Origin of the sequence: uncultured Rothia sp. (assembly GCF_937976295.1) — a bacterium.
Lineage (GTDB): Bacteria > Actinomycetota > Actinomycetes > Actinomycetales > Micrococcaceae > Rothia.
In genome coordinates, this window is the sequence record NZ_CALJRY010000120.1 from 1 (window position 1) to 13864 (window position 13864).

Below are 13864 nucleotides of genomic sequence, written 5' to 3' on the forward strand. Positions count from 1 at the left end.
CTTCGCCATATCTGGGGCTGTATTAGCCAGGGGCGCTAGTCGTCTTCGTGGGAAAACTCGTTGACAATCTCGGGGGTCTGCATCGCAAACTCATCGGGTTCCGCAGTCTCGGGAGAGAAATCCAGGTAGTAGTTACCCTCGGAGGTGCGGGTGATGGTGACGTAGGTGCGACCGTAATCGAGTAGCTCGCGAATACCGACCTTGGTGCCCTCGTCGAGGCCCATGCGCTTACGGATATAAGAGCCAAGCTCGGAGTTCGGGATGGTCGACATATCCTTACCGCAGCGGTCGGAACCGCTAGCAACGCGCATGATGAGGTCTTCACCGTCATCGCAGTGCACCACAATGGGAGTGTTCTTCACGGGGAAGAAATTTGAGCGCCCAATGTTCGCGGGAACCGCGAAGTAGGCTTCGTCCTTATTGGCTCGGATATCTCGCAGGCCCCAGTTAATGCCGGAACCGCAATTGTACGAAGAACCCTTACCCGCGTGACTGTAGAGATACAGCTTGATGGAGGAGAAGTCCTTCAAGCGTTCCTCACGTTCCGTTTCAGGTTCGGGGAGCGGAGGAACCGGAGGCAGAGACTTATTAGCCAGGACGTCGGAGGGCGCTTCAGGGAAGGTGAAGAGAGAATCAACCACGGGGTCGGTGCAACTCAGTGAAGCACCGAATAGCGTATCGATATAGTTCTCCGCATACTCCACAGACACCGGCACAAGAATGTTCTCCTGCTGGCATTCCGAAGCGTCTCGACCGATATTGAGGCCGTCCGTCGAAAGGTTAGCTGACCCAGCGTAAGCAATGTCGAAGGAGCCGTTCTGCGCCCAAGCGTAGAGCTTAGTGTGCACCAGGGGAGAGATGCGAGGATCCGGGTAACGAATATCCAGGTACCCGTGACTAGCCTTGACCCATCCCTTGAGGATTTTATGAGTCGTGATGCTTACCGCACCATCTCGTGCCATACCAACCAGAAGGTGAATCTTAGGCGTGGTGGAGGTGGGGGTAAACTTACTCATCTCGCCCCAATGACCAGCTTCCTTGGAACGCCGTCCGGGGGTGAAATCAGCCTGGTATAGCGCACTGAGAATGGTAGTCCGCGAGATATACCCGGTGACCGCCCACAGCTCATGCCCGGCGCAATCATCCTTCGGGTACGGCGATTGGAGAACAAGCTCGGCGAGGTTATCGCCCATGAGTGACGAATAAATTTCCATGGGAATACGTCCTTCTTTTACCTAGAAAAGAGTGCTTTCTTTCTCTGCCTCGAGCTTATCTTCCATCACCTGAATACGCTTCTCTACATCAATATTCGGCTCAATACTTTCGTAGGAGATACCTTCAAGAGTCTTGAAGAGAGCTTCGAATACGACCTGCGCACCGTCCGGGGGAACCGCCATGCCAATCTGGCGACGGACGTTCTCTTTGCTGCCGATGAACTTGTACCAGTCAGGGAACGTCTGCAGGCGCGCGCGCTCGCGGTTGGTGAGGGCACGGGGCTCTTCCCAGTGGTAGATGTGCGTTCCGCCGCCGCCGGATCCGGTGACGGTGTACGCGGGCTTACTGGGGTCCAGACGCTTATAAATCTGGCTGAGCTTAGCACCACGTACATTGAGGCGCAGTTCCTCAGGCATATCGGTAGCGTTGAAAGCGTTTTCGCCGGGCTTAATGTAGGCGAGGCGCTGCTTCACCACCTCAGACTGGCGAGTCGGTTCGTTGTTCGTTGCCCACTCGGGGATAGGCGGTTCGGTGATTGCCTGCTTTGCGGTGCGCATCATTGAAGGTTCGGGAGTGGTGGGCGCCGGAACCTTGAACGCTACACCCTTCGCGGCAATGTCATCGCGCAGACCTACGATAATGATTCGGTGTCGAGCCTGGGGAAGACCGTACTCCTCAAAGCGGTATTTATGAGCGACAACGGTGTACCCCGCACGCTGCATTTCACGCAGAATGTAGGGGAAAGCAAGACCCTCATTAGCGCCAGAAAGACCACCCACGTTTTCTGCCACAAACCATTCAGGCTCATGGCTCTTGAGTACGTTGATTCCATAGGTGTAGAGGGGACCGTAGGTACCGTCTAGACCCTTCTGCTTTCCTACAAGGCTGAAGTCGTTGCAGGGAAAACCGAAAGCAAAACCATCAATCGGGGGCAGGGCGTCGGTATCGAGCTCACGAACATCACCTACGTACACGGTCTCTTCAGACGCACCGGGGGTGTTTTCGCGGTAGGTATCTGCAGTCGTGGGGTCATAGTCATTAGCCCAGGCATGCTCAACCTTGATTTCGGGCACCTTATCGGCAGCGTTGTGTGCGCCCAGGGCAATGCCTCCGGGACCACAGAAGAGCTCACCCATTCTGTAGGTCGTAGGTGAGGATGATGTGTGCTTCTCAGCCATAAGGTTCTCCGCAAGTCATAGTGCTGTGTCATGTGCCGGTTGATGCATAGAACTACCGTCTATGCATTCAGGTTTAAACCATCTAAGAATAGCAGCCCGGGGGTCCTGCTTGCACCCTACCCCGAATAGATTTTGTCGCCTGGAGTAAAACAACCTGGCTTTAGTAGTTCTATAGTGCATCGTGATGACGAAAACCTGTGCTGACGTGTGAGAACGAGTGCTAAACTCACAGAGGAAGCTAAACAACGGCTCCTGTAATCACTCACATCTCTATTTTTCAATGAGGAGAAAAATGGCTGAGGAAATTTCCAAGCCGGAACAGCAGATTTATGACACTGCTGCGCGGGAACTCATCTCGTACGAAGACGCATGCCGCCAGGTAATTGATGGTATGGTTGCCGCGGGTATTCCGGAAGACGCAATCGTTCCCGTCTACGAGAAGGCACTTCGTAGCATTCAGGAACGTGAAGCCGCGAACGCCAAGGGCGAGTTCGATGAGGCCGCTACGGCCAAGGAAGACTACCACCACTGGTACGATGCTTCGAAGCCCGATACTGCTGGATGGAGTCACCTGCGTAGGAAGCTTACCGAGAAGATTGGCGAGGACGGCACGTCCACTATTCACCAGGAATCCGGCAAGGTTGTCGGCCTTCTTGCCGACCCCGCTACGAAGAATCTGACCCACAAGGGCCTTGTTGTCGGCTACGTGCAGTCCGGTAAGACCGCGAACTTCTCGGCGGTTATCACCAAGGCAGTTGATGAGGGTTACCGATTCATTATTGTGTTGGCAGGTATGTTTAATAACCTGCGCCGTCAGACTCAGGAACGTTTGGACGGCGATGTTGTTACCGCTCTCCAGAATGCTGGGAAGTCTGTTTTCCCTCTGACCAGTGTCAAGGGCGATATCTCTTCGGACGCCGGCCTTCTCCTCAACGCTCTGCGCACTAAAGATAGTGTTATTTTTGCGGTGGTGAAGAAGAACCCCAGCCGCTTGAAGAACCTGCTCAAGCAGCTGGAAACCGCAAACCGTGAGGGTCTGCTGGACGATGCTCCCGTGCTTATCGTAGATGATGAGTCGGATCAGGCGACCCCCAACACCGCGAAGGAAGATGAAGCGTACTCCGGTATTAACCGACTTCTCCGCCAGATTTGGGACCAGGTACAGCATGGCTCCTACGTGGCATACACTGCTACCCCCTTCGCGAATGTTCTGATGGACCCCAACGATGACGAACGCTATACCGAGTATCTAGAGCCGGTTAATCCCGAGGAATCCGAGGGGGAGACCATCGAGCGTTATCCGGGCCTGTACCCCTCCGACTTCATCTACGCTTTGGAACGCCCGAATGGCTACATTGGTGCGTCCCGTATTTTTGGTACCCCGCTGTGGGCTACTGAGGACGAAGACGGCGCGCTGAATGATGGTGTAGACGTTGATGCTGTCCGCGATATTGAGGATGGGGAAGCAGAGATTCTGCGTCCTCCTACTCGTAAGGACGGCGGGGAATACATGCCTGAGATGGTGCCCAGCCTTGAAGATGCAGTGCTGTGGTTTATGATTGCCACGGCTCTTCGTCGTCGTCGCGCTCAGAAGAAGCAGCACAGCTCGATGCTGATTCACCTTTCGCACAGGGTTGAGACCCACTTCGAAGCAGTGAAGGTGATTGAGGACTACATCTCAGCGCTGAAGGAAAACTACGGTAAGCCTGAGATTAACGATGCTATGCAGGGTCTGTACGAACGCGAAGTTGCTCGCATGCAGGCTATCCGTCCCGAAGAGATTTACCCCGAATGGGATGAGCTGAAGCTTGCTGTGGGTCAGGTTGTCCGCGAGACCAAGTGCATTGTGGACAACGGTTCCTCGGAGGAGCGTCTGGAATACAACGCAGATTCACCGGCTACCTATGTCGTTATCGGCGGTAATACTCTCGCCCGTGGTCTGACCCTTGAGGGCTTGATTAGCTCGTACTACCTCAGGGCAAGCAAGACTTACGATGCTCTTCTGCAGATGGGCCGTTGGTTTGGTTTCCGCCCCGGCTATGATGACCTGATTCGTCTGTGGACCACCAGGGACCTTCAGGACTACTACCGTCACCTTGCCGGCGTGGAAGATGAGATTCGCGAAGAAATTCGTATCGTTGGTAGCACCCCCAAGACCGTTGGTGTGAAGATTCGTACTCACCCCAAGGCGCTACAGGTTACCGCTGCCAATAAGATGCGTCATGCCAAGGCGCTCACCGTCGATTACAGCGGTAAGCTCCACCAGCTGACCCGCTTTGAGGAGAAGAACGCCGAAATCCTGAACCATAATATTCAGGTATTCGAGTCCCTTGTTAGCTCTATTTCGAGCACCCATGAGGTAGTGCAGGATAAGAACAACGGCAGCTACCTCTTCACCGGCGTGCCCGTGGATGTCGTGCTGTCTTACTTCAAGGACTTCAAGGCCCACTCCTCGCATTATGAAGCTGGCTCGAACAAGCTGGTTGAGTGGATCGAGAAGTACGCCGACCAGGACTGGAACGTTGTCGTCTACTCCGGTACCCAGAAGGATATGCCGCAGCAGAACTTTGCTGGTCTGGACATTCGTATGGCAACTCGTAGTGCGTACGACATTCCGGCTGATGACGGTATCGCGGACCTGGGTGCTCTTGCTGTGGGTGAGACTCCGATTCTGGACTTCAAGATTCTCGCTAACGCAGGAAAGCTGGAAAATGAAGACACCCTCGATGCCCTGAAGGCTGCTAGGAGCCGTGCGAAGCAGTTGCCGTTCCGTTTCGTTGAAGGTAACGTGCCGCTTCTGGTCATTTACGTGGTCAACCCCCACTCGAAGGCTAAGCCGGGCGCTCGCCGCCGTGACCTTGACGCTGCTGCACCGGTCGTCTTGCACGCTGTGGTTCTTCCCCAGGTTGCAGGTTCCGACTACAGCAACTTCATCTCGGTTGTTCCTGAGCAGGTTGAGGATCTGGCTCTTGATGAGGAAGAGCTGGATGAGAACAGTTCGATTCTGGCAGCAGTCGACAGCGATGATGAAGGCGACTACAAGGAGTAACCTCAGGTAGCTTCTTGAATGCCCAAAAGCGGGTATAGGTTTCGGGGTGGCATTGCACCGGATAATGCCACCCCGAAGCTTTATACCCTCAACAACACACACCCTACGATTCAATAGCGCCCGCAACTTCTAGAGGGCAAGGAGATAATATCGTGAGCCTTAACTGGTTCCCCCTTCCTAAAAACACTGGTTCGATATCTGCTCGAGGTGCCTCGCGTACCCTGGGTCGCCCCAATCTGAGCCCGCTTGCTTTGGTGACTCGAGAGATGGCTCAGAACTCGTGGGATGCACGCCTCGAAGGGCACATGCCGGAGTTCGGTTGCCTGGTTCGGCACGCCAATCAGGGTGTGCTGAATACCCTGAGGAATGAGGTATTTGCAGCTGGTTTTGAGATTCACAGCAAGTACACCGGTCTAGACCAGACTTTTAACCGCGGCGACGTCTACTTCTTGGAGTTCTGGGACCGCGGCACTGTCGGTCTTGATGGCCCGGACCGTCCCGATGAAGCTGTTGAGGAAGGGGAGAGCCAGAACTTTGTTAACCTCACGATGAACCTTGGTAGCGATAACAAGGGTCAAGGTAACGGTGGCTCATACGGCTTCGGTAAAACTGCTGCTTTCAATATGAGCGAGTCTCAATCTGTTATCTACTGGTCTGCTTTTAAGACTAAAACTGGCGAGATTGATTACCGACTTATTGCTGTCGCCCTCGGCAAAGAATATACGTACGGTGGTCGAAACTACACCGGTCGCCATTGGTGGGGATATGAGGGGCCAACAGTTAAGGGAACGGGTAACATTCTCCCGTTGACGGGAGAACCTGCTCGTCGACTGGGTGAGGCTATTTTCTCTCGTCACTTTACTGACGGAGAAACTGGTACCTCAATTCTTATCGTTGATGCAAAGCCTGCAGAGCTTATGGAAGTATCAGACGATGAAGGTAAGATTCCGGATGACCCGGGTCGAATTATTGAGCGCTCCCACGAAAAGATTCAAAATATCGTGATGTACCATCTTTGGCCCAAATTGGATGTTGAAGATGGAAATAAGTCTATGGACATCAGGATTAACAATAAGCCTGTCTCAATTCAGGAGCTTAAGAATAATCCTGAATATAAGGGAATTGAGCAGCTATGCTCATCTCTTATTGATGTCCGAAAAATGGCTGAGCTTCAAAGGATAAATTTTGATGCTGACCCATTTGACGGTGTTTTCTACTATAAGAGCTTTGTCTTTAAGCGAGCCAGGGATTCCTACAATATTGGATATCTAAGGATTGCTCGAGGTGCGTACGATATTAACGCTGAAAGGTCCATCTATCCGCAAAACACTGTGTGTTTGATGCGTAATGAGGCTGAATTGGTTGTCCAGTACCGAAAGGTGAATGATCTGGATGACTCGAAGGCCACCTGGTACGGCGTGTTCAAGCCCGACCTTGAAACGGATGTCGCCTTCCGGGAAGCGGAGCCTCCCGCCCATGACGAATGGAATCCGAGCTCTCTTGACAATGCTAAGTACAAGAACATTGTTGTTTATGCTGCTTCGAATATCACTAAGAGCCTGAAGAATCTTTTTGAAACGAAGGACACTAAGCGCGATAGCGGGTCCTTGGGTTCCTTGTCGAAGATTTCTCAGAAGCTTGCTCGATTCAACCCGATTATGTCCACCGGAGGCGGTGTCGTTACTGAGCTGACGGATGAGGACGAAGGTAAGAACAAAAAGCGCCCTGGTGGCGTTGTTCGTCGTGCCTCGGTATCGATTGAATCTGCAGCAATGACTGGTGTTCACCCGCAGAACCCTGATTACGTGCAGTATTTCATTAACTTCTCCTGTAGCAGCGCTTGGAAGGCCGGTCAGCGCGTCGGCATCAAGGTCTCTATCGCAACCGGTGATGAGAGGACTCTGGAATACACGGACTCTCACGACCTTGAGCCTTCGTGGAGCGAAGGCTGGGGCCCTGACATGAACGACACCCAAAAGGCGGGCCATGTTTATGCGCAGTGGGACGGCCCTGAAGATTCCGAGGAGAACCAGGGGTCTGTGGTCATCACGCTACGTAAGGGTAAGACCTATATTTTTGAGGTGGAGGGCTAATAGCTATGGCAGGTAAGCGTGTAAAGGCATATCCTCATCTCACCCTTTTTCCGCACGAAGTGGAATGGGGCGAATGGGATATTCGTACTCAGAACGGCGAAATTGTTGACCCGGATAAGTTGCCCTCCAACTGGGATTACGATACTGATCTGGAGCTCTCCATCACCGTCAAAGTAGAGCTTGAAGGAATCCGTCGAGTACTGGGAAATGAGGAGTCTCTGCCTCGACTGATTTGTGAGGTTCAGTGTCGACCGACCCACTGGAGCGTCATTGAAGAGAGCCGAGATATTCAGCTCGATTCGGAATCATTTGTCGCGGTTGTTAGCGCCAGGATTCCTGGACGTAAGGTTGCGGGAGAACTAAAGCTCCGAGCAGCTCTAGTGGCGGGTGCCCTAAATATTGATGGGTATAACACCGATGAAACCGCCTATATTGCTGTGCAAGAGGACAGCCTGTCTTTGAGTGCTAAGGGCGCTGGTATGCCGTTCTCGCAGCTTGATTTTTCTCGAGTGCGAGAGTGGGATAAAAATGCTCCCTGGGTTGTAAGGTGTAAGGCTGATAACCCGGATGCTCTGTATTCACGATGCGTGCGAGTATTTGTGAATACGAAACACCCGGTTTGTAAGGCTTTGGTGCGAGGGGATGAAAAGGATTATGAAATTCTAGAACCCGCTATTTCTCGAGATTTCTTGGCAACTCTTGTGCGAGAAATATATATTGCTCATCTGAATGAGACTGCTTTGTATACATCTCAGAAAGAACTCACTGAAGGAAATTGCGAAGAGTTTCAAATCGTTGCTCAGAGGATTATTAAAGAAAATTTCTCAATGACAATTCCGGAACTTATTGATGCACTGAAAAGGGATTGGAATTCCGTACAGAGCAAGATTGATGGTATTACCGGGTACATGCAGAAGGGATGGAAGTAGGTATGGTTCAGCAGAACGTAGAGCCTGCCCAGCAGGATACTAGCCCTGAGACTATTCAGGTGCCTGTAGAGCAGGAAGAACAGTATCTTTACTACCGCCTGGAAGAATTTCTAGCGGGTATAGAGTTGCAGGAATGGAAAAACTCAGGGGTTCCACTACGCAATGTAGATTGTGGAGAAATCGACACGAATCTAGAGATTCTCAACATTGGCGGCAACGAGATTCCGATGCCGACTCTGAAGAACCTTCGCAAAATCATAGATGAGGAACTCGATAGCCTTAAGGCTTTCGCTGATGACCGGGATAAGTGGAAGTACGAGTATTCCCACCGTATTGGTAAAGCTCTGCACAAGAACCTGCACATGATTCGTGGTGAAGCTGAATCTATCGAGGTCTGGCAGTTTATCGGCCTGAGGGTTCTTCCCGCAGCTGCTTTTGCACGTTTTGCCCCATCGAAGGAAGTTCGACATATTGGCAACCTGCGCCGCCACGTGCTACGTCGAACCTGGTTGACTTACGACCTTCTCGGTGAGGTTATGGATGAGGGAGGCTACCTCACGGAGGATGACCTCAACCAGATTCTTGACCGAACCTCTATTTCGACGAACCGCGATTTGGCGTTGGCTCTCGCTCGAACCCTAAACTCTGTGGGTGCCCCCACCGATTATGGTTTGGAGAGGGGAGTCTCTGCCCGTGATATCAAACGTAAAATTGCGGAAGAGCTCACTGTGCGTATGGGTGTTGAAATGGTGCAGCACAAGTCGTATGAGGATATGTGCGCGCTCCTTGAAGACATCAAGAACGAGGTTATCGAGACCTTCAAGCTACAGGAGGGTATTACCGAAGAACAGGACGAAGAGACCTGGGATTATGATTCCGAAGCTGTAGAAGACTACGAGTCAGAAGACGTAGAAATCGAAGAGTCGGAAGACGTAGAGGTCGAAGAACCGGAAGACCCAGAAGACTTCGATACCGAGGCTGATGAGTACGACGAAAGCTACTACGAGGATTTCTCGGACGAAGATTCTGAAGAGGAAGAAGAGTCTGCAGATCTCGAGGCTGCGGAGGCTATCGAAGCTGAAGAGCCTGAATATGAGGAGCCTGAAGCTGAGGAATCTGAAGCTCAGGAACCTGCGGAACCTCAACCGTTCTTCGTGCCTATTAACGAATTCCGTGAGTCAAACCTCTTCAGCCCAACGCAGTACGGGTACTACGTTGATGAGGAACCAGAGGAACGCCCGTCACGTCTTCGAACTCCGCAGAGCAAGCTCAAGGCCAAGCTGGAACAAGCAAGCCCTGAGGTAACCGCGGATGAAGGAGCTCATGAGCAGGCTTCTGAAGCTAAGACTCACAGGAGCAAGCTCACGCCTCCCAAATCTAAGATGGGACAGTTCTGGGACAACATGCCCTGGAAGCGCTAAAAAGTAAGAAGCCCCCTTGTACCGGTTCACACAAGAACCGGCACAAGGGGGCTTCGCTATAAGAACGGCAGAAGCCTAGTGCTTCTTCTTCGGCTCACACGCCACGCCGTCACCGTCTCTATCTAGACCAGGGCGGTAACCCGGTTCACCACGATGCAGAGGCGCCGCGCCAGCCGCACGAGCATCAGCGCATGTTTCGTAATAAACACTCGACTGCGCCGGAGCCTGCTGAACAGGCTGTGCCGGTGCCTGCTGAGCAGGAGCCTCAGCCGCCGGAGCCTGCGCGGGCGCCTGCTGGACGGGCGCCTCCGTAGCAATCTGAGCGGGAGCTTCCTGAGCAGGAGCCTGCTGCTGCGCGGGAGCCTCAGAAACCGGAGCCGCCGGCGCCTCCGCAGAAGGTGCCTCAGCCGCCGGCGCCTGCACGGGAGCCTCAGTCGTCGGGACCGGAGACGGGGTCACCGTCGGGGAAGGAGACTCCGAAGGAGTCGCAGACGCACTCGGCGTCGGCGAAGAACTAGGCGTAGTCGAAGCAGAAGGGGACGCAGAAGTCGACGATGACGAAGCAGAGGGCTTGACCTTCGGAGCACGAGCAGACGAAGAGCAACCAGTCAGCAGCAGAGCACCCGCAAGAACACCAGCGGTCGCGGCGTGAATTTTCAACACAATATTCCTTTATAAAGTGAGTGGACAAGCGTGTTCACCGTAGAACACACACTCAAGTGTAAAGGAAAACTATCCCACCCGCAGACGCTATTGAGCCTTTCAAACATTCTGACAAGGGAAGAAGCACCAACCCGGCACGGCAAAGCCCCCCTTGTACCGGTTCACACAAGAACCGGCACGGGGCGCTTCGCTATATATTCGCTACATCTGGGGGGGGCACCAGCCGGAGGCGCTAGGGGAGTCGCGCCCCCCGCCGCTGGGATAGTTCTAGGGGGCAGCTCTCGCCAGAACCGCCGCTCAGAGTCGCCGCTAGGAGCAGTTGCCGTTCATATCGCAGGACGGACCCGCCTCCGCAGCATTGTTATCTGCCGCGTCACCCGATGCGTCCGCCAGGGGGTTCAACAACTCAACCTGATGGGTCTGTTCCCACACATGACGCAGCGCCTGCAACAGCGCCTCCGCAGGCTGCGCACCACTGACCGCCCACTTCGACTCAATCAAAAAGAACGGCACACCATTAATGCCCAGCTGGCGCGCCAACTGCTCATCAGCACGCACATCCGCCGCGTAACGGTCGCTCTTCAACACCGCCTCAACCTCGGCGGTGTCCAAACCAATCTCAGAGGCAATATCCAGAATCGACTCGTGATCCTGCACCGAACGGCCCTGCGTAAAGTACGCCTTCTTAAACGCCTCCTGCGCCGCCGACGCCAAACCCTGCTCAGACGCATACTGAATCACGCGGTGCGCATCAAACGTGTTACCGTAGCGTGCCTGCCGCCAATTGAAATCCAAACCCACCTCGCGGGCACGCTCCGCCAGCGACTCCTGGCTCGCAATCGCCTGCTCCAACGGCATCTGATACTTATCGGCAATCAGCTCCGCCAGCGAACCAGCCGGATGCTCCGTAGCCGACGGGTCCAGCTCAAAACTATGCCACACCACCTCAACCTCGTCACGGTGCTCAAAGCCGGCGAGCGCCTGCTCCAGGTTACGCTTGCCCACGTAGCAGAAGGGGCACACAATATCAGACCAAATATCAATGCGCACGGTATCTATTCCTCTCACACTCGGATGCGGCAACCGCCGCCACTATACGCTCACCCAACACCGCCACCACAGCGTTTATTCCCGCGCTAGTCTTCAAACCCCGCCGTGTGCCTCTCCGTATGCCCTGCCGAGTGCCGCCCCCCCCTTATAGAAGATGCATGGTTACGAAGCCCCGGCGGAGAAAACGCCAAAACACCAGCAGAGTTGGCGCGTTTTGCAGATTCCTGGCGCGAATTGCTGTATCACTGGCGTTTTTTGCTCCGTATAGTTGTAACCACAAGGCAACGGAAACCACCGAAAAGCTCGGCAGGATCCACGCACAAGTTTCTAATTTTCAAGGAGAACACCTCATGGCAACTGCACTCATCACCGGTTCTTACGGCGGCCTCGGCACCGAATTCGTCAACATCCACGCAGCAACCGGTGGCGACGTCATCCTGGTTGGCCGCAGCCAGAGCAAGCTCGATGCACAGGCAGCACAGGTCGAAAAGGACTACGGCGTGAAGGCATACACCATCGCCGCTGACCTCTCCACCGAAGCATCCTCCCAGCAGATCTTCGACGCATGCCAGGAGCTCGGCATCCTGCCCGACTACTTCATCAACAACGCAGGCTTCGGCGGCCAGGGCGACTTTGCCCGCGAACGCTCCATGGAAGATGACATGTCCATGATCGCCGTGAACATCGAATCTCCCACCCGCATGCTCAAGCTCTTCCTGCCCGAAATGATCAAGCGTGGCTCCGGTAAGGTCCTCAACGTCTCCTCCACCGCAGCTACCGTCCCCGGCCCGCTGCAGGCAGTCTACTACGCCACCAAGGCGTACATCACCAGCTGGTCCAACGCCCTGTGGCGTGAAGTTCAGGGCACCGGCGTGACCGTCTCCTGCCTGATGCCCGGCGCTATGGCAACCGGCTTCGCCGCAGCAGGCGGCCTGGACGACACCAAGCTCTTCGCTAACGCTGTTTCCCCGGTGCAGGTTGCGAAGGAAGGTTACGACGGCATGATCGCAGGCAAGATCAACGTTGTTTCCGGTCTGGTCGCATGGCAGAAGCCCCTTATTTCCCTCTCCCCGATGATGCCGCGCAAGGCAATGCTGAACTTCGTCTACGACCAGCAGATTGCAGGTAGCGCAAAGTAACCGGCAACCTACCGGTATCTGAAGAACCGTCCCGAACCCCGCCCCCTATGAATCGCGCCCCCGAACCCGCCGCGGCATACGCCACGCGGGAAAGATACAGGGAAGATACACCCTATGAAAACCTACATACTCGATGCCCAGTTCTCACAGCTCTTCACCGCCTTCGGCATTGACCCCGGCGAAGTGCTACGCAAAGCGGGCCTGGCAGAAGACCTCTTCAGCCGTTCAACACCCGCCCTGTCCGGACCGGACTATCTAGCTCTCATGGATGCGGTAGGGCAGTTGGCTCCCTCCGAGGACCTCGCTATCCTCCTGGCAACATCTGACGGTGTTGAGCGTTTCAGCCCGCCCATATTCGCGGCGTACTGCGCTCAAAACGGGCAGCGGTGCATCGAACGGTTAGCTCAGCATAAGCCCCTCATCGGGCCGATACGCTACCGCCTCGAAACCCTAGGGCAGGAAAGCGCCCTCTACATTGAGGCAGATGAACCCGGAACCCAACTCCCCGCATTTGTGGCAGAAGGCGAACTCGCCTTTATCCTGCACATTATCCGCTCAGCAACCAAAGAGCAGATACAGCCGCTTCGCGTGGAAAGCGTCCACCCGGTCAGCTCCTCCCTCGAGAAGCTGCTCGGTGCGCCGGTAGAAGTGACTGGCGTCAACGCCATCACCTTCAAACTCTCGGATCTGCAGATTCCCTTCATCTCCCACAACGACAGCATGTGGTCCTACTTCGAGCCGGAGCTCTCACGCAGGCTCTCGCAACTGGACGTGGACGACAGCACCTCAGCTCGAGTGCGTGCCGCCCTGGTGGAACTTCTCCCGGCAGGGGAGAACACTATCGAAGACGTAGCCCGCAAGCTCGTCACCAGCGCCCGAACCCTGCAACGGCAGCTCTCTGAAGAAGGCACCACCTTCCGCAAGCAGCTCAACCATGTGCGTCTGCTCCTTGCCAAGCAGTACCTATCCACCACGGACATGAGCATGGACTCCATCGCGTTCATGCTCGGCTACCTTGAAGCTAGTAGCTTCGTGCGCGCCTTCACCCTGTGGACAGGTACCACGCCCGCCGCATACCGTACCGAACAGCGTCACGCCTAAACCCACGCATCAGGTGCGGATACCAT

10 protein-coding genes are annotated in these 13864 nt (G+C 54.6%); 6 read left to right on the forward strand and 4 right to left on the reverse strand.

Features of this window, described 5'->3' with window-relative positions; all coding sequences use genetic code 11:
• Positions 1–35 precede the first annotated feature (35 nt).
• Both Q0216_RS02970 and Q0216_RS02975 read right to left on the reverse strand, forming a co-directional pair.
• Positions 36–1214 (reverse strand): restriction endonuclease PLD domain-containing protein, encoded by a 1179-nt coding sequence (locus tag Q0216_RS02970; RefSeq protein ID WP_298592803.1) that lies wholly within the window; start codon positions 1212–1214, stop codon positions 36–38.
• Positions 1215–1235: 21 nt separating this feature from the next.
• Positions 1236–2393: a DNA cytosine methyltransferase gene (locus tag Q0216_RS02975; protein ID WP_298592804.1), complete on the reverse strand. Its 1158-nt coding sequence runs from the start codon at positions 2391–2393 to the stop codon at positions 1236–1238.
• A gap of 292 nt (positions 2394–2685) precedes the next feature.
• On the opposite strand from Q0216_RS02975, the gene Q0216_RS02980 reads away from it, so the two are divergent.
• The 4 genes from Q0216_RS02980 (at position 2686) to Q0216_RS02995 (ending at position 9885) form a co-directional block, all read left to right on the forward strand.
• Entirely contained in the window at positions 2686–5442 is a 2757-nt protein-coding gene (locus Q0216_RS02980; RefSeq protein ID WP_298592806.1) for a Z1 domain-containing protein, read from the forward strand.
• Positions 5443–5594: 152 nt separating this feature from the next.
• Complete coding sequence (locus Q0216_RS02985; protein ID WP_298592808.1) at positions 5595–7535, forward strand: hypothetical protein; 1941 nt, start codon at positions 5595–5597, stop codon at positions 7533–7535.
• 5 nt (positions 7536–7540) lie between these two features.
• A complete protein-coding gene (locus Q0216_RS02990) occupies positions 7541–8464 on the forward strand; it encodes a hypothetical protein (RefSeq protein WP_298592809.1) in 924 nt (307 codons plus the stop codon).
• A gap of 2 nt (positions 8465–8466) precedes the next feature.
• Positions 8467–9885 (forward strand): hypothetical protein, encoded by a 1419-nt coding sequence (locus tag Q0216_RS02995; RefSeq protein WP_298592811.1) that lies wholly within the window; start codon positions 8467–8469, stop codon positions 9883–9885.
• 75 nt (positions 9886–9960) lie between these two features.
• Here Q0216_RS02995 and Q0216_RS03000 read toward each other — a convergent pair whose 3' ends face one another.
• The gene (locus Q0216_RS03000) at positions 9961–10548 is read right to left on the reverse strand and encodes an excalibur calcium-binding domain-containing protein (RefSeq protein ID WP_298592813.1); all 588 of its coding nucleotides are present in this window, start codon (positions 10546–10548) and stop codon (positions 9961–9963) included.
• 309 nt (positions 10549–10857) lie between these two features.
• A complete protein-coding gene (locus tag Q0216_RS03005) occupies positions 10858–11598 on the reverse strand; it encodes a DsbA family oxidoreductase (protein ID WP_298592815.1) in 741 nt (246 codons plus the stop codon).
• A 350-nt stretch (positions 11599–11948) separates the two neighbouring features.
• Here Q0216_RS03005 and Q0216_RS03010 point away from each other — a divergent pair, with 350 nt between their 5' ends.
• Positions 11949–12737: an SDR family oxidoreductase gene (locus tag Q0216_RS03010; protein ID WP_298592817.1), complete on the forward strand. Its 789-nt coding sequence runs from the start codon at positions 11949–11951 to the stop codon at positions 12735–12737.
• 114 nt (positions 12738–12851) lie between these two features.
• Complete coding sequence (locus Q0216_RS03015) at positions 12852–13838, forward strand: AraC family transcriptional regulator (RefSeq protein ID WP_298592819.1); 987 nt, start codon at positions 12852–12854, stop codon at positions 13836–13838.
• The last annotated feature ends 26 nt before the right edge of the window (positions 13839–13864 follow it).